This is a genomic window from Pseudomonas sp. Irchel s3f7 (assembly GCF_900187615.1).
Lineage (GTDB): Bacteria > Pseudomonadota > Gammaproteobacteria > Pseudomonadales > Pseudomonadaceae > Aquipseudomonas.
Map to the genome: position 1 here is coordinate 1 of NZ_FYDO01000034.1, position 20,018 is coordinate 20,018.

General features: G+C 60.6%; 20 protein-coding genes and 1 pseudogene. 18 read left to right on the plus strand and 3 right to left on the minus strand.

Translation table 11 applies throughout. The features are described from left to right. Positions 1 to 144 precede the first annotated feature (144 nt). On the plus strand, positions 145 to 1,572 hold the full coding sequence (locus CKW19_RS24310; protein WP_143500383.1) for an efflux transporter outer membrane subunit: 1,428 nt from the start codon (positions 145 to 147) through the stop codon (positions 1,570 to 1,572). A gap of 7 nt (positions 1,573 to 1,579) precedes the next feature. Here CKW19_RS24310 and CKW19_RS24315 read toward each other — a convergent pair whose 3' ends face one another. Continuing rightward, entirely contained in the window at positions 1,580 to 2,338 is a 759-nt protein-coding gene (locus tag CKW19_RS24315) for a slipin family protein (RefSeq protein WP_095060512.1), read from the minus strand. A 2-nt stretch (positions 2,339 to 2,340) separates the two neighbouring features. Next, complete coding sequence (locus CKW19_RS24320) at positions 2,341 to 2,871, minus strand: NfeD family protein (RefSeq protein ID WP_095060514.1); 531 nt, start codon at positions 2,869 to 2,871, stop codon at positions 2,341 to 2,343. A gap of 198 nt (positions 2,872 to 3,069) precedes the next feature. Between CKW19_RS24320 and CKW19_RS24325 the strand changes: the two genes are divergently transcribed. The 15 genes from CKW19_RS24325 to pgaD all read left to right on the plus strand — a co-directional run bounded on the left by CKW19_RS24325 (position 3,070) and on the right by pgaD (position 18,721). After that, positions 3,070 to 3,531, plus strand: coding sequence for an aminoacyl-tRNA deacylase (locus tag CKW19_RS24325; RefSeq protein WP_095060516.1), 462 nt, complete (start codon positions 3,070 to 3,072; stop codon positions 3,529 to 3,531). 66 nt (positions 3,532 to 3,597) lie between these two features. Beyond that, positions 3,598 to 3,843, plus strand: coding sequence for a DUF2789 domain-containing protein (locus CKW19_RS24330; protein ID WP_095060518.1), 246 nt, complete (start codon positions 3,598 to 3,600; stop codon positions 3,841 to 3,843). A gap of 81 nt (positions 3,844 to 3,924) precedes the next feature. Next, the gene (locus CKW19_RS24335; protein WP_095060521.1) at positions 3,925 to 4,170 is read left to right on the plus strand and encodes a type II toxin-antitoxin system Phd/YefM family antitoxin; all 246 of its coding nucleotides are present in this window, start codon (positions 3,925 to 3,927) and stop codon (positions 4,168 to 4,170) included. Then, positions 4,160 to 4,441 (plus strand): type II toxin-antitoxin system RelE/ParE family toxin, encoded by a 282-nt coding sequence (locus CKW19_RS24340; RefSeq protein WP_095060523.1) that lies wholly within the window; start codon positions 4,160 to 4,162, stop codon positions 4,439 to 4,441. The genes CKW19_RS24335 and CKW19_RS24340 overlap by 11 nt, the downstream gene beginning before the upstream one ends. 128 nt (positions 4,442 to 4,569) lie before the next feature. Continuing rightward, positions 4,570 to 4,998, plus strand: a complete 429-nt coding sequence (locus CKW19_RS24345; protein WP_095060525.1) for a MarR family winged helix-turn-helix transcriptional regulator — start codon at positions 4,570 to 4,572, stop codon at positions 4,996 to 4,998. Continuing rightward, a complete protein-coding gene (locus tag CKW19_RS24350; protein ID WP_095060527.1) occupies positions 4,995 to 7,067 on the plus strand; it encodes an FUSC family protein in 2,073 nt (690 codons plus the stop codon). The genes CKW19_RS24345 and CKW19_RS24350 overlap by 4 nt, the downstream gene beginning before the upstream one ends. After that, on the plus strand, positions 7,064 to 7,273 hold the full coding sequence (locus CKW19_RS24355) for a DUF1656 domain-containing protein (RefSeq protein ID WP_053160669.1): 210 nt from the start codon (positions 7,064 to 7,066) through the stop codon (positions 7,271 to 7,273). The genes CKW19_RS24350 and CKW19_RS24355 overlap by 4 nt, the downstream gene beginning before the upstream one ends. Further along, the gene (locus tag CKW19_RS24360; protein WP_095060529.1) at positions 7,270 to 8,157 is read left to right on the plus strand and encodes an HlyD family secretion protein; all 888 of its coding nucleotides are present in this window, start codon (positions 7,270 to 7,272) and stop codon (positions 8,155 to 8,157) included. The genes CKW19_RS24355 and CKW19_RS24360 overlap by 4 nt, the downstream gene beginning before the upstream one ends. Then, positions 8,154 to 9,602 (plus strand): efflux transporter outer membrane subunit, encoded by a 1,449-nt coding sequence (locus tag CKW19_RS24365; protein ID WP_095060531.1) that lies wholly within the window; start codon positions 8,154 to 8,156, stop codon positions 9,600 to 9,602. Before CKW19_RS24360 ends, CKW19_RS24365 begins: the two co-directional genes overlap by 4 nt. Before the next feature lie 93 nt (positions 9,603 to 9,695). Next, a complete protein-coding gene (locus CKW19_RS24370) occupies positions 9,696 to 10,331 on the plus strand; it encodes an NADH:ubiquinone oxidoreductase subunit N (protein ID WP_095060533.1) in 636 nt (211 codons plus the stop codon). Between the two features lie 253 nt (positions 10,332 to 10,584). Next, positions 10,585 to 12,090 (plus strand): YdgA family protein, encoded by a 1,506-nt coding sequence (locus CKW19_RS24375; RefSeq protein WP_095060535.1) that lies wholly within the window; start codon positions 10,585 to 10,587, stop codon positions 12,088 to 12,090. Between the two features lie 259 nt (positions 12,091 to 12,349). Further along, complete coding sequence (gene pgaA, locus CKW19_RS24380; protein ID WP_095060537.1) at positions 12,350 to 14,833, plus strand: poly-beta-1,6 N-acetyl-D-glucosamine export porin PgaA; 2,484 nt, start codon at positions 12,350 to 12,352, stop codon at positions 14,831 to 14,833. Positions 14,834 to 14,845: 12 nt separating this feature from the next. After that, positions 14,846 to 16,843: a poly-beta-1,6-N-acetyl-D-glucosamine N-deacetylase PgaB gene (gene pgaB, locus CKW19_RS24385; protein WP_095060539.1), complete on the plus strand. Its 1,998-nt coding sequence runs from the start codon at positions 14,846 to 14,848 to the stop codon at positions 16,841 to 16,843. A gap of 1 nt (position 16,844) precedes the next feature. Then, on the plus strand, positions 16,845 to 18,197 hold the full coding sequence (pgaC, locus tag CKW19_RS24390; RefSeq protein ID WP_095060541.1) for a poly-beta-1,6-N-acetyl-D-glucosamine synthase: 1,353 nt from the start codon (positions 16,845 to 16,847) through the stop codon (positions 18,195 to 18,197). After that, positions 18,194 to 18,721, plus strand: coding sequence for a poly-beta-1,6-N-acetyl-D-glucosamine biosynthesis protein PgaD (gene pgaD, locus CKW19_RS24395; protein ID WP_095060543.1), 528 nt, complete (start codon positions 18,194 to 18,196; stop codon positions 18,719 to 18,721). The genes pgaC and pgaD overlap by 4 nt, the downstream gene beginning before the upstream one ends. Positions 18,722 to 18,817: 96 nt before the next feature. On the opposite strand, the pseudogene CKW19_RS29240 reads toward pgaD, so the two are convergent. Next, positions 18,818 to 18,943 (minus strand): annotated as a pseudogene (locus tag CKW19_RS29240) (Rieske (2Fe-2S) protein); the annotation flags it as partial. A 139-nt stretch (positions 18,944 to 19,082) separates the two neighbouring features. On the opposite strand from CKW19_RS29240, the gene CKW19_RS24400 reads away from it, so the two are divergent. Further along, positions 19,083 to 19,646, plus strand: coding sequence for a YbhB/YbcL family Raf kinase inhibitor-like protein (locus CKW19_RS24400; protein ID WP_095060545.1), 564 nt, complete (start codon positions 19,083 to 19,085; stop codon positions 19,644 to 19,646). A 36-nt stretch (positions 19,647 to 19,682) separates the two neighbouring features. Next, on the plus strand, positions 19,683 to 19,955 hold the full coding sequence (locus tag CKW19_RS24405; RefSeq protein WP_256580376.1) for a hypothetical protein: 273 nt from the start codon (positions 19,683 to 19,685) through the stop codon (positions 19,953 to 19,955). Positions 19,956 to 20,018: the final 63 nt, after the last annotated feature.

A 20,018-nucleotide genomic window follows, 5' to 3' on the forward strand; every position in this document is an offset into this window, starting at 1 on the left:
GAGCCGATGCATTCCTTATCGGCGCATTAGGTGAAGGGGTGGGACGATGTCTCCCACGGTCTGTACTGGTCAGAGTCAGAAGCGAGGCTTTAGTCCCACCCACCCCTTCAAGTCTAAACATACAAGCGGGTTTGCTCGCGACTTATCCAGAGTGCCTTGCTCGCCATCAGTCTCAGCGCCTGCAGCGTCGGCCCGGATTTCCAAAAGCCCGAACCGCAACAAATGTCCGAATGGTCCAAACCCGCCAACACCGCCCCCAGCCAAGCCATCGCCGAGTCTATGGACGAACGCTGGTGGGAGGTGTTCAACGATCCAAAACTCTCGGCCCTAAGCCAGCGCGCATTGACCGACAACCTCGACCTGAAACTGGCCAGCAGCCGCTTGCAGCAAAGCCGCGCGGTGCGCCAGGTGATCACCGCCAACCGTTATCCCAATACCGCCGCCACCGGCAGTTACGCACGCAAACGCAACAGTGGCGAGGGCCTGAACGATCCGTCCGGCCATGACGGCGATTCAGCATTCAACCTGTGGGAGGGTGGTTTTTCCGCCTCATGGGAGCTGGATTTCTGGGGCCGTGTACGCCGCGAAACCGAAGCCGCCGATGCCACTCTGGAAGTCGCGGAAAACGACCGACGCGGCGTGTTGCTGTCGGTGCTGGCCGAGACCGCCCAGGACTATATTCAGCTGCGCGGTGTGCAAAACACCCGGGCCGTGACCGAGCAGAACCTCGACGTCGCCCGCCACAGCTTGAAACTTTCGCAGCTGCGCCTGGCGGATGGGGTCGCCACTGATCTGGATGTCGCCGAAGCCGCCGCGCAAGTGGCGGCCATCGAATCGCGCCTGCCAGCGTTGGAGCAGCGTCAATCGCAATTGATCAACGCCTTGAGCCTGCTGATGGGCGAGCCGCCTCAAGCGCTGGCAGCGGAGTTATCCACAGATGCCCCGGTGCCGCAAACGCCGCGTCAGGTTGCCATTGGCCTGCCGTCGCAACTGGCCGAGCGTCGCCCGGATATCCGCCAGGCCGAAGCGCGTCTGCATGCCGCCACCGCGAGCATCGGTGTGGCCAAGGGGGATTTTTATCCGCGCATCACCTTGTCGGGGAACATCGGCTCGCAAGCGATGCAACTGAGCGATTTGGGCTCCTGGGGTTCGCGCTCGTTCGGCATCGGCCCGCAATTCAGCTTGCCGCTGTTCGACGGCGGACGCCTGCGCGGCGTACTCAATTTGCGCGAAGCACAGCAACAGGAAGCCGCCATTGCCTACCAGCAAACGGTGTTGCGCGCCTGGCATGAAATCGACGATCAGCTGACCCGTTACAACGCCAGCCAATTGCGTCGCGACAGCCTGGCTGAAGCTGTGCGCCAGAACCGCATCGCCCTGCAAACCGCACAGCAGCAATACGTGGAAGGCGTGGTGGACTTCGTCACGGTGCTTACCGTGCAAGGCGCCTTGCTGGCCACGCAGGAACAGTGGGTCGAGAGTTCGGCCGGCGTATCATTGGCAGCCGTCGGCTTGTACAAGGCGTTGGGCGGCGGATGGCAATCGGTGTATCCGTTGACGGCGCAACGCTGAAGGCCATTCAAGGTTTCGACGACAAATCCGCCATGCCCTTGAGCAATTCAATCGGCAGCGGAAAGACGATGGTCGAACTCTTGTCGCCGGCAATCGAATTGAGGGTCTGCATGTAGCGCAACTGCATGGCCCCCGGCTGGCGTCCGAGCATTTCGGCGGCTTGCATGAGTTTTTCCGAGGCTTGCAGTTCGCCTTCGGCGTGGATCACCTTGGCCCGACGTTCCCGTTCGGCTTCGGCCTGTTTGGCGATGGCGCGGACCATCGATTCATTGAGGTCGACGTGCTTGATTTCGACGTTGGCGACTTTGATGCCCCACGCATCGGTCTGGGCGTCGAGCACTTGCTGGATATCCAGGTTCAGGCGCTCGCGTTCGGCGAGCAATTCGTCGAGTTCATGTTTGCCGAGCACCGCCCGCAGTGTGGTCTGCGCCAGTTGGCTGGTGGCGGCGAAGAAATCCTCGACCTGAATGATCGCTTTCTGCGGATCGAGCACGCGAAAGTACAGCACCGCATTGACCTTGACCGACACGTTGTCGCGGGTGATCACGTCCTGGGACGGTACGTCCAGCACCACCGTGCGCAGGTCGACACGGACCATTTGTTGCACCACCGGAATCAGCAGGATCAGGCCCGGCCCCTTGACCTGCCAGAAGCGTCCAAGCTGGAACACCACCCCGCGCTCGTATTCGCGCAGGATGCGGAACGTCGACCCCGCCAGTGCAATCAGCAATAACAGCAGCGCGACCATACCCAATTGCACGCCCATGACTATTCTCCACCCGGCACCGCGTCAGCCGCGGCCACTTGCAGCAGCAAACCCTGGCGCGCCATCACCCGCACCCGCTGTCCGGGTTGCAGCGGCGTCGCGCTGAGCACTTGCCATTGTTCTCCTTGCAGATGCACCCAGCCGCCACACGCGTTGCCGGTCTGCACTGACGTGACGGGCGTTTCGCTGCCGACTAGCCCGGCATCCCCGCTGACGGTGTGTCGCGGTCGGGTTTTGAGGGCGTGAATCACCAGGAAGATCAGCAGCAAGGCGCTGACCAGCGCCAAGCCGATCATCAGCGGCACGGGCACATCGGTGTTGGTCAGAATCACTGCACCGATCACGAACATCACGATCCCGCCCAAGCCAATCACGCCGTAATTGGGCAGGGCGGCTTCTGCGATCAGAAAGGCGATGCCAAGCGTGATCAGCCAGATCCCGACAGGGTGGGGCAACAAGACAACCGTTTCGGCGGCGAACGTCGACCCGCTCAACGCCAGCAGCAACGCAACGGCACAACAACGCGTGTTCACTTGACCCTCCGGGAGAGTCATGGGGGGTTATGAATAGAGTTTAGTTGAGCCCGGGCTTGTATGAATTTTGCTCAAATGATGACGGTGCCCGATGAGCGGATTTCCCGCCGTCACCGGCCAGCGGGCCTAGACTTTCAGTATGGCAAAAGGTGTTAAACCATCGTCCGCCAAAGGTTGTCGCGGGCATCGAGGTGCATCATGCGTATGGCAAGAACCGTGCAGCGCAGCCTGGAAAAGGCGCACTGCGAATATGACATCGTCAGCCACCCACACTCGGCCAGCAGCCTTGAAACGGCGCGGGTTGCAGGCATTCCTGCGGAACGGGTCGCCAAGTCGGTCATCCTCGATGACCATCACGGTCATTACCTGATGGCGGTGCTGCCCGCCAGCCGTCACCTGGACCTGAGCAAAGTCCGCAGCAGCGGAGAGTGGCAGGTCTCCCGGGAAAGCAATTTGCCGCATCTGTTTGACGATTGCGAACGCGGAGCCGTGCCAGCCCTGGGTGAAGCCTATGGGCTGGATGTGGTGATCGACCCACTGCTGACCCGGCAAAAAGACATCTATCTGGAAGCGGGCAACCACACCAATCTGCTGCGCATGAACATGCCGGATTTTCTGGCCATGGTGCCGCATGCCGAGGTGCGTGAGTTGAGTCAGTGAGTTTTGTTTCGTCAATGCCACTGCCATCGCGAGCAGTGACCCCAGAATCAGTCCCAGGAGTCCACCATGGAAAACCCGACGCACAGCCTATCGTCGCTGTTCAAACAACTTGGCCTGGCCGACGACGCCGAGAGCATCGACAAATTCATCGCCACCCATTCGCCGCTCAAACCTGAACTGCATCTTGCGGATGCGTTTTTCTGGAGTCCGAGCCAGGCGGATCTGCTGCGGAATGAGGTGCTGGAAGATGCTGACTGGGCAGAGGTGGTGGACCAGCTGGATGTGCTGTTGAGGAAGGGGCGGGGGGTGTAGTTATCGGATGGGTGGCGATTTGCTCGATTGCTCAGTCGATAATAATGGACCAGAATTAAGACCTTATTTGAGGTCTTAATTATGCAAAGTGTATTGGCCGATATGGCCGTTAGTGTCTCCGAGTTAAAGAAAAACCCAACAGCTGTTTTGAATGGCGCCCATGGAGGACCGGTTGCGGTGCTCAATCACAATCGCGTCATGGGTTACATGGTCCCCGCCGATGTTTTCGAAGCCATGATGGAGCGTCTTGATGATTTGGAGTTGGCGGAAATCGTTCGTTCTCGCCGTGATGAGACGCCGATTCCGGTGACACTGGATGACCTATAAGCTCGAATTCCTGCCGTCTGCACGCAAGGAGTGGGACAAGCTGGGGCACACCCTCCGTGAGCAATTCAAAAAGAAGCTGGCAGAGCGGCTTGAGACTCCGCGAATCCAGGCTGACGCCCTGCACGGGATGCCTGACTGTTTCAAAATCAAACTGAAGTCATCGGGATATCGCCTGGTTTACGAGGTGATAGATGAGCGCGTCGTTGTTTCTGTCGTTGCGGTAGGGAAGCGCGAACGCAGTGCAGTCTATGAGCGGGCCAAGAAGCGTTGAGGATTCTTGTTTAGACGTGGCGCTCAAATTTGTTTCAAAACTTGACGATAAATCCTCTCCAATGCCATATTGATAGTTAGCAAACTAACAGTGTGTCTTTCGTGCCCGATCCCCTCGACATTCTTCAGATGAACATCAGCAGTTCCATGGTGGTGGCCGCCAGGCATTGGCGCAAAATCTGCCAGACCACGCTGGCCAACTATGGAATCTCCGAAGCCTGCGCCGTGCCGTTGTTGATGATCGGCCGGCTGGGCGAGGGCGTGCGTCAGGTGACCGTGGCGCAGGCGGCGGGGATGGAGAGTCCGTCGCTGGTGCGCTTGCTTGATCAGCTGTGCCATGGCGGCTATGTCTGCCGCACCGAAGATACGCAGGATCGGCGCGCCAAATGCCTGAGCCTGACCGAAACCGGTCGCGAGCTGGTTCAAGCGGTCGAAGTCGAATTGGTGCGCTTGCGCCATGAAGTCCTGGACGGCATTGACCCGAGTGATCTGGAAGCTACGCTGCGGGTACTCAGAGCATTTGAAGCGGCCACGCCGCCATCGGTGGGCAACCCTTGAACGGATTTTTCTCTGGTATGCCCCCGGCGCGGGACTGGTTCTATGGCGTGCGTACCTTCGCCGCCTCGATGATTGCGCTGTATATCGCACTGCTCATGCAAATGCCCCGTCCTTACTGGGCGATGGCCACGGTGTACATCGTTTCCAACCCATTCCTCGGTCCCACCACGTCCAAAGCTTTGTACCGTGCGATTGGCACCTTTGTCGGCGCTGCGGCGGCGGTGCTGTTCGTGCCGATGTTTGTCCAGAGTCCGTATGTATTGGTGGTGGTGATTGCGCTGTGGACTGGCATCCTGCTGTTTCTGTCCCTGCATTTGCGCACCGCCAACAACTACGCCTTGATGCTGGCCGGCTACACCTTGCCGTTGATTGCCTTGCCGGTGGTGGATAACCCGTTGGCGGTGTGGGATGTGGCGGAAGCGCGGACCGAAGAAATCTTCCTCGGCATCGCCGTGGCGGCCGTGATGGGCGCGATGTTCTGGCCCCGTCGCCTGGCGCCGGTGTTCAACGATTCGGTGAGTAAATGGTTCGCCGATGCATCGAATTACAGCCTGCGATTTCTCAACCGCGACGTGAAGCCTGATGAAGTCAGTGCGCTGCGCATGTCGATGGTGGCGAATTTCAACAGCCTGGAACTGATGATCGGCCAGTTGCCGCACGAAGGCTCGCGTCCGCAAACCGTACGCAACACCAAGGAGTTGCGCGGGCGGATGATTCATCTGTTGCCGGTGATCGATGCCCTCGACGACGCGTTGTATGCGCTGGAACGGCGCACCCCCGAGCTTGTGGATAAGTTCTCGCCGTTGCTGGCGGCGGCCACTGAATGGCTCGATCACAACGATGCGGACCTCGAGCGCTGGCGTGCCCTGAAAGACCAGCTCGAAGCCCTGCAACCCGAGCCGCACGTGCTAGAGGATCGCAAGCAGTTGCTGTTCTCCAACGCCATTTACCGCCTCGGCGAGTGGGTCGACTTGTGGCAGGACTGCCGCAGCCTGCAATTCGCGATTCAGTGTGAGAGCCAGGACAACTGGCGGGCGGTGTATCGGCATTGGCGTCTCGGGCGACTGACGCCGTTTCTGGATCGTGGGCTGATGCTCTATTCCGCCGCGTCCACCGTCACGGCGATCATTGTCGCCTCGGTGCTGTGGATTCTGCTCGGCTGGACCGATGGTGGCAGCGCGGTGATTCTGGCTGCGGTGGCGTGCAGTTTCTTCGCCTCGATGGATGACCCGGCGCCGCAGATCTACCGGTTCTTTTTCTGGACGGCGTTGTCGGTGGTGTTCGCCAGTCTTTACCTGTTTCTGGTCCTGCCCAACCTGCATGATTTTCCGATGTTGGTGTTGGCGTTCGCCGTCCCCTTCATCTGCGTGGGGACACTGACGGTCAAGCCGCAGTTTTACCTGGGCATGCTGCTGACGTTGGTCAACACCTCGTCCTTCATCAGTATTCAGGGGGCTTACGACGCGGACTTTCTCAGTTTCGCCAACTCGAATCTTGCCGGCCCCATGGGCTTGTTGTTCGCGTTCATCTGGACCCTCATTTCCCGACCGTTTGGTGCGGAATACGCGGCCAAACGCCTGACCCGTTTCAGCTGGCGCGACATCGTCAGCCTTGCCGAGCCGGCCACCCTGGCCGAACACCGGCAGTTGGGTGTGCAGATGCTCGACCGATTGATGCAGCATTTGCCGCGTCTGGCCATGACCGGCCAGGACACCGGCATCGCGCTGCGCGAAGTGCGGGTGGCGCTGAATCTGTTGGACTTGCTGGCCTATTCGCCACGTGTTTCCGGTGCGCCGCAGGTGTTGCTGCGTCAGGTGGTGGCCGAGGTCGGTGAATACTTCAAGGCGTGTCTCAAGGCCGGCGAGCGGTTACAGGCGCCGAGCCCGTTGCTCATGACCCTCGACCGCACCCGCCGCGCGCTTGGCGGTGCCGGCGATGATGAAACCCGTCGGCACTTGCTGCACGCCTTGAGTGGTCTGCGTCTGGCATTGCTGCCCGGTGTTGAGTTTGTCGGCGCCGCCGAGCCCGAAGAACCGCTTCCCCATGGCATCGATGGAGCGCCTTTATGATCGGTGATCTGGATATCAGCGGGGTGTTCCTGCCCACGCTGCTGGTGCTGATGGGCATTACGTACGTGATTTACCTGTTGGTGCACGGGGTGCTGACGCGCCTGCACTTTTACCGTCTGGTCTGGCACCGGGCATTGTTCAACGTGGCTCTCTACGCCGTGCTGCTGGGCGCCGTGGATTCACTCAGTCGATACCTGATGACATGAAAAAACCGTTTCTGACCTTGGGTCGCGTGGTGCTGACCCTGTTGATCGTGAGCCTTGCCGTTGTCGTGGTCTGGCGCATGGTCATGTATTACATGTTCGCGCCCTGGACGCGCGACGGGCACATCCGTGCCGACGTCGTGCAGATCGCGCCGGATGTCTCCGGGCTGATCCAGCAAGTGGACGTGCGCGACAACCAAATGGTCAAGCGTGGCCAGGTGCTGTTCAGCATCGATCCGGACCGTTTCAAACTGGCCCTGCGTCAGGCGAAAGCGGCGGTCGCCGATCGTGAAGAAACCCTGGCCCAGGCTCAACGCGAAGCCAAACGTAACAAGGGCCTGGGCAATCTGGTGCCGGGCGAGCAACTTGAGGAAAGTCAGTCTAAGGTCGCTCGCGCACAGGTTGCATTGATGGAAGCCCAAGTGGCGGTGGACAGCGCCCAGCTCAACCTCGACCGCTCGGTGATCCGCAGCCCGGTGGACGGCTACGTCAACGACCGTGCACCGCGTACCCAGGAGTTTGTCAGCGCCGGTCGCCCGGTGTTGTCGGTGGTCGACAGCAACTCGTTCCACATCGACGGCTACTTCGAAGAAACCAAACTCAATGGTATTCATGTCGGCCAGAGCGTCGACATCCGGGTGGTCGGCGACAATGCGCGCCTGCGCGGGCATGTGGAAAGCATCGTCGCCGGTATCGAAGACCGCGACCGCACCAGCGGCAACAACCTGCTGCCCAACGTTAATCCGGCGTTCAGTTGGGTGCGCCTGGCGCAGCGAATTCCGGTGCGAATCGCCTTCGACGATGTGCCAGCGGATTTCCGCATGATCGCCGGACGTACCGCGACGGTATCGATCATCGACGACAAGAATCGGGAGCCTGCGCAATGAGCAAGGCCTCGGGTTTGGCGGTGGCCGGTTTAGGCCTGTTGCTGTCGGCGTGCCAGGTGGTCGGGCCGGATTATCACTTGCCCGAAGAGGCCTCCGTCCACCGCGATGACCTGCAGGGCAACCTGGCGCAAGATGCTAAAGCGGTGGTGTCGGCGCCTGTCCCGGGTGACTGGTGGCGCTTGTACCACGACCCGCGGCTCGACCAGTTGGTGCAGCAGGCCATGGCCTCCAACACCGATTTGCGCGTGGCGGCGGCCAGTCTGCTGCGGGCTCGCGCTCAGGTCGATCAGGCCGAGGCGGCGGGTGGCTGGAGTGGCGGCGTGAAGATGGGCGCCCAGCGTTTGCAGGAGTCAGGCGAAGCGTTCCTGCAGCCGGAAAAAGTGCCGGTGGCCAACATCGGCGATATCGGCATCAGCGCGTCATACCAGTTCGATCTGTTCGGTACCTTGCAACGCGGCATCGAAGCGGCCAAGGCCAACGCCGATGCGACCCAGGCCGCCGCCGATACGGCACGCATCACCTTGGTGGCCGACGTGGTCCGCGCCTACACCCAAGTGTGTGCGGCCAATGAGGAGCGGGAAATAGCCCAGCACTCCCTCGACCTGCAAGCCCAGAGCACCACGCTGATCCAGCGCCTGCGCGATGCCGGCCGTGGCGATGAAACCCAGGTCACTCGCTCGCAAACCCAATTCAAATCCTTGCGCGCCGACATGCCGCGCTATGAAGCGGCGCGTCAGGCGGGTCTGTACCGTTTGTCGATGTTGCTGGCCAAGCCGCTGGATCAACTGCCGGCCGGCACGGCGACCTGCGCCGAATTGCCAAAAATCGTGCAACTGGTGCCGGTGGGTGATGGCGCCGCGTTGCTCAAACGTCGACCGGACGTACGGCAAGCCGAGCGACGCCTGGCTGCCGCGACCGCCACCATCGGCGTCGCCACCGGCCAGTTGTACCCCGACATCAGCATCGGCGCGACCGTTGGCACCGTCGGTATCCTGGATAACCTCGGCGAACCGTCCACCAACCGCTGGGGCTTCGGGCCGTCGCTGACCTGGACCGTCCCGACCAACGGCGCCCGGGCGAAAATCCGCGAAGCCGAAGCGGTGACCCAGGCGACGCTGGCGCATTTCGATGGGGTGGTGCTCAACGCCATTCGCGAGACCCAGACCGGTCTGGCGCAGTACTCCGCGTTGCTGCAACGGCGCGATGCGCTGGCGGATGCCGAGCAATCGGCACAATTGGCCGCCGATCAGACGCACCGTTTCTTCCAGGCTGGCCGCGCGTCGTTCCTGGCCGACCTGCAAGCCACCCGCACCTACACCGATGTGCGGGCGCAACTGGCCGCCGCGAACACCCAGGTGGCCATGAGCCAGATCGATTTGTTCCTCGCCTTGGGCGGCGGTTGGGAAAGCGGACGAACGCAAGCGTCGAACTCCGGCAAACCCTGAGGCCGTTGCTATGCTTTGAAGTGATGGAGTGGCGCCCTGTGCAATGGGCTCTTGCTTCACACAAGGCTCGCGCAGGTCAGGGGAAAACCAATAATGAAAAACCCTTATGCTCTCGGCTTCTGGTGCGCTGTCGTGGCGCTGGTGCTGCTCACGGCCACCTATTTCTACGGCATCATGCTGGCCCATCAGATCGACAAGGCGCTGGTGTTTCTCGACAGTGCCGTCGCACTGATCGCCGTGATGTCTGTCGTGGTGGTGGCCTGGGCGTCCATCCAGACGCATCGCGTCAAAAAAAAACAACTCGAACAAGGCAAGACCCTGGTGCTGATCTGGGACACCAAGGTCGCGCTGCGTCGTGTCGAAACGGTGTTCGACCGCTATTTCTGGGGCAGTTACTGGCAACCGGGGCGCACGTTTCAGGAAGTCATGGGCGAACTGACCGGCACACCGCTGGAAAAAAGCCTCGAAACCCTGAAAAAGCAGTGTCTGGAACTGGACAAACAAATCGCTGACGACGGCCGACACTGGCTCAGCAATGCCCGGGAACTGGCCGATGTCGCCACGGCCATGGCCCGTGAACGCTATCAACTGGATTTTTGCGACCCGCGTGGGGAAGTGACGGGCGGGGCGGTGATCAATCGGGATTTCGAGGTGCTGGTTTATACCTGGACCGCGCGGCTGAAAAGTTTTGATCATCAACTCGATGAGATCGAAGTCCAATATTCCTGACCGTATCAAGATCGCAGCCTTCGGCAGCTCCTACAGGGAATGACGAAAATTCCGTAGGCGCTGCCGAAGGCTGCGATCTTTCCTGACAAATGCGTTCCCCCAATTTCCCAAGACACTCTTTCACCTTTAAACATTGGGCCGTCCGTCGTGCCTGATGCTAATCTCCATCGCACTTTCAGCACAGTCGCGACCGCTACCCGTCATGGGTTCAGGGAAGACGACACTTTCAACAACGGACATTGACGGGTCATACATGAATAAATCAGCAGGCGTGCTTCTGGGAATTGTTGTAGCCATTGGCGCCATCAGTGCAGGCGGCGCGTGGTTCACCGGCAGCAAGCTCGAAAGCGTACTGAACACCTCGATTACCGATGCCAACAAGGAACTGCAAGCGGCCATGGTCGGCTCCAACGGCACCGCGTCGCTGGAGCTGGTCTCGCTGGAACGTCATGTATTCAGCAGCACCGCGCACTACCGCCTCAAGGGCGAGGGGGAAATGTTCGGTGAAACACCGGTCGAGTTGCTGTTTGTCGATCGCATCGAACACGGTCCGCTGCCTTTCTCGCGCCTGGTATCGCTGAAGTGGCTGCCGGTCATGGCGACCAGTCATTACGAACTGGAAAAGACCCCGCTTACCGAGAAGTGGTTTGCCGCCGCCAAGGACAAATCGCCGATGACCGGCGTGGTCAACATCGGTTACGACAACTCCACCAACGGCACCCTCGAATTGAAGCCGCTGGAAATGGCGCTGGATGACAAGTCGAGCATGAAGTTCTCCGGCTTGAACATTGATGTCTCTGCCAGTGCCCAGGCGAAGAAGGTCAAGGCCGACGGCTACATGGACAGTCTGAAGGTGACCACCGTTGCCGAAGATCAGTCGCCGGTGCAAATCGAATTGAACGGCCTGACCCTGGCCAGCAACCTGACCAAAAGCACCTACGGTTTTTACAGCGGCGAGAACGTTCTGGAGCTGGCCAGCGGCAAGTCGACCTTTGGCGTGAAACAGTCGGTACTGGACTTCAAGAAATTCGAGATGAAAAACCACACCGCCGAGTCGGGCGCCAGCGCTTCCGGGCGTGCCGATTACAAGGTGGGCGAAGTTTCCCTGAACGGTAAGCCCATCGGTTCTGGCGCCTTGGCCGTGAGCCTGAAAAACCTCGACATCCCGGCCACCATGACGTTGATGCAGATCTATCAAACCAAGGTGCAACCGTACGAAAGAGCCGCCGCCGAAGCAGAGGCGGTTGGCCTGCCGGTACCGGAAATGCAGCTGACCGAAGCGGAAGAAGCGCAGCTTAAATCCAGCCTGGAAAACCTGCTGGCGGCCGGTCCGCAGCTTGCCCTGGAAAACCTTTCGCTCAACACCGCCAACGGCGAAAGCCGCGCCAGCCTGGTGCTCGACCTGACCAAACCTAAGGCCATCGATCTGCCGACAGACCAGTTGGTCAGACAGCTGATCGCATTGCTGGACTTCAATCTGAAGGTGTCCAAGCCGATGCTGGTGGATGTACTCACCGTGCAATCGCAAATCGACGGCCAGACCGACGCCAAGCTGATTGCCGATCAGGCGACCGCCACGGCGGACATGTTCAGCAGCATGGCAGTGGGCTCGCAATTGGCGAAACTGGACGGTAATGACATCGTCACCAAGCTGCATTACGCCAACAATCAGGTGGATTTCAACGGCCAGAAAATGACCATCGAAGAGTTCGCCAACTTCCTGATGAGCAAGTTCGCGGGTGCTGGGCAAGTCCAGTAAAACCGCGTTTCACAAAGCCACGCCCGACCTTTGCGCGATGCGCAGGCCGGGCGTTTTGCTGTCTGGCATTTGACCTGGAACAAGCCGCGTTGAGTTGACACGTCATGAATCTGAACAATTATTGTGTTCTCAATTGTGACGTGCGTTTGTGTGCAAAATGCCCCTGCCTGAAGTGAGTCGGTCAGATAAAACCGACCATTTCGATACGAGTTGGCAAGGGACGCTGTGAGCCCGGCTGGCCATGTAAGGATACTGACGAATGCCGAGTTTTGATGGTCCCTTTTTGCGAAGCGGCTTGCGCCCTTTGCTTCGCGTTGTCGTTTGCGGTCAGTTGCTCTGGCCGGTGCTGGCGGTCGCCAACACACCCTACGACCAAAGCGTGCTCGACGCCCGGGCGGGGAACTACACGCCTGCATTGACTACATTGCGTCAGGTCCCGGCGAATCAGGCCACTACCGGCCAGATCAGCGATCACCTGCAGATTGCCAGTTGGGCCGGGCTCGACGCTGAAGTGGTGTCGGTCTATGAAACCCAGGGCCACAACCGGGTGCTGCCGGTTCAGGCACTGACCGCCACTGCGCGCGCCTATCGCAATCTCAAACATTGGGACTCGGCGATCCAGGTGTACAACAAGGCGCTGGCCCTCGAGCCGCAAAACCCGGATCTGCAGTTGGGCCTCGCGTTGACCCAGGCCGATGCCGGCAAACCCGCGGAGGCCGTCATCCGTGCTCGCGCATTGGTCGCGGCCAAACCGGATGACGCGTCCCGCCGCCTCGCCCTGGGCTACGCCTTGGCCCGCGCCGGCAACCCGTACGACTCGCTGTTTGAATACGATCAGGCCTTCATGCGCGCCGGCAGCAAACCGGAAGTCGCCCGTGAATACGTGAATGCGCTGCAACGTGTACGGCTGCCGGAACCGGCCTTGCGCCTGGCCAATCAACGGCCGGGACTGATTGACCCGGTCACGCTGCGCCGCCTCGAAGGTGACCTGGCCGCCGAGCGCGTGCGATTGGCCGAACTGGCTACCCGCAGCGAAAAAGAACGCTACGTGATCGCTGACCGCGCGTTGGCCGACTACGACAAGTTGATCGCCACCTGGTCAGCCGATCCAGCCGCTCACGACGATGTCGTGCGTTGGCGCATTGACCGCATGGGTGCGCTCAAGGCCCGTGCGCGCACCGCCGATGTGATTTCCGAGTATCAGAAACTGCTCGCCGAAGGCGTGAAGATTCCGACCTATGCGCTGCGCTGGGTGGCGTCGTCCTACCTGGACCAGCGTCAGCCGGAAACCTCGACCGAGTTGTATCGACAGGTGTTGACGGCGCCGGATGCTGATGCCGGTGACCGTCTTGAAGACAGCACCGCGCTCTACTACTCGCTGCTCGAAAGCGACAAGGCCGAAGAGGCACGCAAAGTCGCCGATGACCTGGCCAAATCCCAGAACCCGCGTATCGAACTCAAGGGCTTGCCGGTGGGCAACCCCAACGACGCATGGATGGACGCTCAGCAACTGGCGGCCCAGGCCGGTACTTACGGCTCCGATTTACCCCATGGCGAAGAACAGTTAAAGGCCTTGGTGGATCAGGCACCGGGCAACACCGGTTTGCGCCTGGCCCAAGCCGATTTGTACCTGGCGCGGGACTGGCCACGGCGTGCCGAGAACCAGCTCAAGGAAACCGAGAGCATGGCCCCGCGGGATGTCGGGCTGGAAATCGGCCAGGCCCACACCGCCATGGATTTGCAGGAATGGCGGCAGATGGACGCGCTGACCGACGATGTGGTCGCACGCTTCCCGGACAACCGTCAGGTGCAGCGCCTGGCGCGTCAGCGTGAAGTCCACGACATGGCTGAACTGCGCGTAGAAACCTACGGCGGTAAAAGCTATGGCGGTGATAACGACAACGATGCCGGCGCAGTCAACGGCAGCCGTGATTTCGGCATCGAAACCACCCTCTACAGCCCGCCGATCAACGAAGACTGGCGCGTGTTTGCCGGTGCCGGTTACGCCACCGGTGAGTTCCAGGAAGGTACCGGTCATCATCGTTTCCAGCGGGTCGGCCTGGAGCGGCGCACCCGCGACATGACCCTCGAAGCGGAAGTCTCCAACCATTCCTACGGATTTGGCAGCAAGCAGGGTGCGCGCCTGGCCATTGCCCGGGATATCGACGATCACTGGCAGTACGGTGGCAGTCTTGAGTACTTCTCGGCCGCTACGCCGTTGCGAGCCTTGAACAGCGACATCACGGCCAACGGCGGCAGCGGTTTCATTCGCTGGCGGGCTAACGAAAGCCGCGAGTGGAAACTGGCGGTCAGCCCCTCGCACTTCAGTGATGGCAACAACCGGGTCGAAGCATTGGTCACCGGTCGTGAAGGTGTCTACAGCGCGCCGGGCCTGCAGGTCGATGTCGGGCTGGAGGTCGGCAGCAGCCACAACTCCATGTCCGACGACGTGCCGTACTTCAACCCGAAATCCGATTTCAGCGTGCTGCCGACCGTGAACGTCAATCACGTGCTGTACCACCGCTACGAAACGGCCTGGAGCCAGCAGTTCCAGGCGGGCGCGGGTACTTACAGCCAGCGTGATCACGGCACCGGCGGCATGGCGCTGCTCGGTTACGGCCAGCGTTATGCCTGGAACGACGTATTCGAAGTGGGCGGCCTGTTGAGCGTGATCAACCGGCCCTACGACGGAGATCGCGAAACCGATCTGCGCCTGCTCGTCGACCTCACTTACCGCTTCTAGAAGAGTTTGAAGATGCCTTTTTTCTCGCGTTTCATCCTCCTGCTGGGAGCGCTGTTGATCAGCGCCTGCGCCCAGCAGGCACCTGCTTTTGTGCCACCGTCCGAGCGCCCGGTTTCGGCCAGCGAAACCCCGTGGCCGAAAAACCATGTGCTGGGCATTGCCTACCACGATGTCGAAGACCGCGACCCGGACCAGGCGGTGGTGGCAGTGCGCACCGAACGCCTGATCGAGCAACTGGCGTGGCTGCGGGAGAACAACTACAAACCGGTGACCGTCGACCAGATCATGGCCGCGCGCAGCGGTGGGCCGGCGTTGCCGCCCAAAGCGATCCTGCTGAGTTTCGACGACGGTTATTCAAGCTTCTATACCCGCGTGATGCCGGTGCTGCGCGCCTACAACTGGCATGCCTTGCTGGCGCCGGTCGGGTCCTGGGTCGACACACCGTTGAACCAACCGGTGGATTTCGCCGGGACGCCGCGCCAGCGTTCGGACTTCCTGACCTGGGATCAGGTCCGGGAAGTCTCCCAGTCGGGTCTGGTGGAAATCGCTGCGCACACCGACGCCAATCACAAAGGTGTGCTGGCCAACCCGCAGGGCAACCTGCAACCGGCCGCCGCCACGCGCCGGTACGACGCGACGACTGGCCGCTACGAAACCGAAGCTGAATTTCAGCAGCGCATTCGCACCGACGTCGCGGCCATCTCGGAGAAAATCCGCAAGGCCACCGGCTACAAGCCACGGGTTTGGGTCTGGCCCTACGGAATGGCGGACGGCACCTCGCTGGCGGTGGTCGACGAACAGGGCTATCAGATGGCGTTGACCCTGGACGACGGTCTCGACGCGCTCGACAACCTGATGAGCAGCCCGCGCTTTCTGGTGGCATCGGACCCGGACGGCGAACACTTCGCCAACAGCATCGTGTCTGTGCAGGCCGAATCATCGATGCGCGTGGTGCATGTGGACCTCGACAACGTCTACGACCCTGACCCCGCGCAACAGGAAATCAACCTCGGCAAACTGATCCAGCGCATGGCCGACATGGGCGCCAACACGGTGTTCCTGCAAGCCTTCGCCGACCCGGCCGGCGATGGCCTGGTGCACAAGTTGTACTTCCCCAACCGTCACCTGCCGGTGGCCGCCGACATCTTCGATCGCGTGGCCTGGCAACTGCGCACCCGGGCCAACGTCAAAGTCTTTGCGTGGATGCCGGTGTTGAGTTTTGCCCTCGATTCGAAGCTGCCACGGGTGACCCGTTGGGACCCGAAAACCGGCACCACTTCGGTTGATCCGGACCAGTACAAGCGACTGTCGCCGTTCGATCCGAACGTGCGGCACATCATCGGCGAAATCTACGAAGACGTGGCGCGCCTGACGTCGGTCGACGGCATCCTCTATCACGATGACGCGGTGCTGTCGGACTTCGAAGACGCCGGCCCGCAAGCGCTGAAGGTCTATGCCGGCAACGGCTTGCCGGGCTCGATGGCCGCCCTGCGTGCGGACCCGGCCACGATGCAACGCTGGACCCGTTTCAAGAGTCGGTACCTGATCGACTTCACCCAGGAACTCACGGCCAAGGTCCGGGCCATCCGTGGCCCGCAGGTGATGACCGCGCGCAACATCTTCGCCGAGCCGATGCTCAATCCCGAGAGCGAAGCGTGGTTTGCGCAGAACCTCGACGACTTCCTGCAGACCTACGACTGGACGGCGCCGATGGCCATGCCGTTCATGGAAAAACAGACCCGGGAGCAATCCGGGCCCTGGCTGGAATCGTTGGTCGCCACGGTCAAATCCCGTCCCGGCGCGCTCAATCGCACCGTGTTCGAACTGCAAGCCCGGGACTGGACCCAGCAGACCGACGCCGACATCGACGGCCAGCAGTTGGCCGAGTGGATGGGCGTTCTCAAGCGTCAGGGCGCTACCAGTTTCGGCTACTACCCGGACAACTTCCTCGACAACTTGCCGGACCTGAAAACCGTGCGGCCCGCACTCTCCAACAAGTGGAATCCATAACATGCTGGACAGACTTTTGGCCATGCTGGTGCTGGCGATCGTCCTTGGGGTTCCCCTCGGACTGATCTTCCTGCTGACCGGGCAATTCCTGATGGACTTCGTGTTCTTCTACCCATTGTTCATGTCCGGGTTGTGGATCGCCGGTGGCCTGTATTTCTGGCTGCACTGGGAGCGGCACTGGCCGTGGGAAGACGACACGCTGCCGCCGCCGCTTGAAGGCGAGCCGCTGATTTCGATCCTCATTCCTTGCTACAACGAAGGCGAAAACGCGGCCGACACCATTCACGCGGCACTGGCGCAGCATTACCCGAATATCGAAGTCATTGCGATCAACGACGGCTCCAGTGACAACACCGCTGCCGTGCTCGATGCCTTGGCGCAGCAGGATCCGCGTCTGCGCGTGGTGCACCTGGCGGAAAACCAGGGCAAGGCAGTCGCTCTGCGCATGGGCGCCATTGCGGCGCGCAGCGAGTATCTGGTGTGCATCGACGGTGACGCGCTGCTGGCGCCGAACACGGCGGCTTATCTGGTTGCGCCCATGCTCGACAACGCGCGCCTCGGCGCCGTGACCGGCAACCCGCGGATTCGCACGCGCTCGACGTTGGTGGGGCGTGTCCAGGTCGGCGAGTTCTCTTCCATCATCGGCTTGATCAAACGCACTCAACGGGTGTTCGGTCGGATCTTTACCGTCTCCGGGGTGATCGTCGCTTTCCGTCGTACGGCGCTGCACCGGGTTGGCTACTGGAGCCCGGACATGATCACCGAAGACATCGACATCAGCTGGAAACTGCAACTGGACCACTGGAGCATCTTTTACGAGCCCCGTGCACTGTGCTGGATCCTGATGCCGGAAACCCTGGCGGGCCTGTGGAAGCAGCGACTGCGCTGGGCCCAGGGTGGCGCCGAAGTGCTGTTCAAGAATATTCGCGGGATCTGGCAATACCGTCACCGCTACCTTTGGCCGCTGCTGTTCGAATACTGCCTGTCCACCGGTTGGGCGTTTACCTTCCTGCTATCGATCATCTTCTGGGCGATGGGCAAGTTTGTCGAAATGCCGTCCTCGATTGCCGTCGATCACCTGTTGCCGCCGGCCTTTACCGGGTTGCTGCTGGCGACGGTCTGCCTGTTCCAGTTCGCGGTCAGCATTCTGATCGACCGCCGATACGAAAAAGGCCTGTGGAAAACCATGTTCTGGGTGATCTGGTATCCGCTGGTGTTCTGGCTGATCAGTTTGCTAACCACGCTCGTCAGCTTCCCCAAGGTGCTGTTCAGTCAAAATCAGAAACGTGCACGCTGGGTGAGTCCTGACCGAGGCATCAAGCCGCTGAGCGATGAAAAGGAGGACGCCAAATGAAAATCATCCGAACTCAGCGGAATCTTGTTTGGGTCGTGATCGATGTTTTTTTCACGGTGCTGGCCTGGATCGGACTGCTCTATTTGCTGATACGCGGGCTCTGGCCATTGATCGACACCCACGCGGGGCCGCGCCTCGATGGTTCGGTGTTCAATGCGCTCGGTACGTTGCAGATTTATTTTTGGGTGGCGGTGTTGAACGCGGTGATCCTGATTTCCTGGGCGCGTTACCAGCACCGTAAAAGCAAGAGCTTTCTCCAGCGCCGTTTGCCGGCACCGGTGGTGGATGATCTTGATTTGAGCGAGACCTTCAATCTGACCCGTGAGCGGCTCAAAAAGCTGCGCACGTCCGGTTCCATGACCATCCACAACGATCAGGAAGGGGATGTCAGTCGCGTGGTCACGCACTTCTTCCCCGTCACGGCACAGCAGTTACCTGAGCGTCTGGCGCCACTGGCACATCCGCGAGTGATTCGCTTGCCGGCCGACAAAGACGATAAGCAAGCGCCCCTCCCGTCCGCCTAGGGAAGGTCTCGAATCAGCCGCCACGCTTGATCCAGCGACAGCGGCTGTTTCATCCGTTCGACAAGCATCGCCATTGCCCGGTCTTGCTCACAGGCCATCGCCCTGATAGGCACGCAGTTGATCGCCGGCGCGTAGCAGGAGGATTTTGCTGTCTCCGGCCTGCACTTCCATGCCTCGGTCTTCGGGCACATCGGCGAAATTCGCAACGCGATGCAGAGTCATGATCGCTCTCCAGACATACCTTTCAATGATGAGTCTGGCGCAGATTACGAGGTTCATCCATAAGCCACTGCCACGGCGTGAACGGTCCGGCTATAGTTTGCACGCCGACCACGGCCTCACACGCACAAGGTGCTCCGGTATGATCCGACTGACCTCTTTGAACCCTTGGCTCGCGGCCGTAGCAGTTGCCTTTTGCGTGCAGTTTCCGGCACACGCCGCGCAAGAGCGTTTCACCCTGAGCATTCCGGGTGTCTCGGATGACCGCTTGTTCGCCTCGGCCGCCGCCAGCGATGCCCCGGGCTGCGGCGGACACAACGTTTCCCCGGCACTGAGCTGGACCCCCGGCCCGACAGGCACCCTCAGCTACGCCATCGTCATGCACGACCCGGACGGCCAGAAAGGCCAGGGCGTCGATCACTGGGTGCATTACGGCATCAAGGCCGGCACGCATCAGATTGCATCCGGCGTCGGCGCCAAATCTGCGCTGGAAGGCGTGGCCGGCACCAACAGCAAAGGCACCACCGGTTACATCGGCCCTTGCCCGCCCGTTGGCGACAGCGCTCACCACTACATCATCCAGCTCTACGCCCTGGACCTGGCACCGGAAGCCTTGCCCGCCGGCCTGACCCGTGCGCAGTTTCTGGAAAAAATCAAAGGCCATGTGCTGAAAAACAGCAGCGTGGTGCGCCGTTACCACCGCTGACGAATATTCAGAACGATCTGACCCCAGCCCGGCGATTTGGCATTACGGCCCGAAAACGCGCACTATCGGGCCATAGCCGATGCGTTGGAGGATGCCGTGGCAAAAAAAATCGACCGCATCGCCCAAATGCTCAACTGCCCGCAAAAGGGCGAAGAACTACGGCGAGCCATTACCGAGAGCCGTAAGGACTTTCTGCTGAATCAGCCGGAAGAAGACGTTGTTGAAGACGACGACCTGGAAGAGGAAATTTTCGAGGACGACGAAGACGATGATGATGAATACGACGAGTTTGACTGGACGACAGAATGAAAAAACCGCTTAGGCGGTTTTTTTGTGGGTTGGCATCGCACTGGTCAGGTGTTCGTTGACCAC

Bases quoted from the DNA above. Each gene is read 5' to 3' on its own strand.
- CKW19_RS24315 (WP_095060512.1), bottom strand. From the start codon at position 2,338: ATGGGCGTGCAATTGGGTATGGTCGCGCTGCTGTTATTGCTGATTGCA.
- CKW19_RS24325 (WP_095060516.1), top strand. From the start codon at position 3,070: ATGCGTATGGCAAGAACCGTGCAGCGCAGCCTGGAAAAGGCGCACTGC.
- CKW19_RS24330 (WP_095060518.1), top strand. From the start codon at position 3,598: ATGGAAAACCCGACGCACAGCCTATCGTCGCTGTTCAAACAACTTGGC.
- CKW19_RS24335 (WP_095060521.1), top strand. From the start codon at position 3,925: ATGCAAAGTGTATTGGCCGATATGGCCGTTAGTGTCTCCGAGTTAAAG.
- CKW19_RS24340 (WP_095060523.1), top strand. From the start codon at position 4,160: ATGACCTATAAGCTCGAATTCCTGCCGTCTGCACGCAAGGAGTGGGAC.
- CKW19_RS24345 (WP_095060525.1), top strand. From the start codon at position 4,570: ATGAACATCAGCAGTTCCATGGTGGTGGCCGCCAGGCATTGGCGCAAA.
- CKW19_RS24355 (WP_053160669.1), top strand. From the start codon at position 7,064: ATGATCGGTGATCTGGATATCAGCGGGGTGTTCCTGCCCACGCTGCTG.
- CKW19_RS24360 (WP_095060529.1), top strand. From the start codon at position 7,270: ATGAAAAAACCGTTTCTGACCTTGGGTCGCGTGGTGCTGACCCTGTTG.
- CKW19_RS24365 (WP_095060531.1), top strand. From the start codon at position 8,154: ATGAGCAAGGCCTCGGGTTTGGCGGTGGCCGGTTTAGGCCTGTTGCTG.
- CKW19_RS24370 (WP_095060533.1), top strand. From the start codon at position 9,696: ATGAAAAACCCTTATGCTCTCGGCTTCTGGTGCGCTGTCGTGGCGCTG.
- CKW19_RS24375 (WP_095060535.1), top strand. From the start codon at position 10,585: ATGAATAAATCAGCAGGCGTGCTTCTGGGAATTGTTGTAGCCATTGGC.
- pgaA (WP_095060537.1), top strand. From the start codon at position 12,350: ATGCCGAGTTTTGATGGTCCCTTTTTGCGAAGCGGCTTGCGCCCTTTG.
- pgaB (WP_095060539.1), top strand. From the start codon at position 14,846: ATGCCTTTTTTCTCGCGTTTCATCCTCCTGCTGGGAGCGCTGTTGATC.
- pgaC (WP_095060541.1), top strand. From the start codon at position 16,845: ATGCTGGACAGACTTTTGGCCATGCTGGTGCTGGCGATCGTCCTTGGG.
- pgaD (WP_095060543.1), top strand. From the start codon at position 18,194: ATGAAAATCATCCGAACTCAGCGGAATCTTGTTTGGGTCGTGATCGAT.
- CKW19_RS24400 (WP_095060545.1), top strand. From the start codon at position 19,083: ATGATCCGACTGACCTCTTTGAACCCTTGGCTCGCGGCCGTAGCAGTT.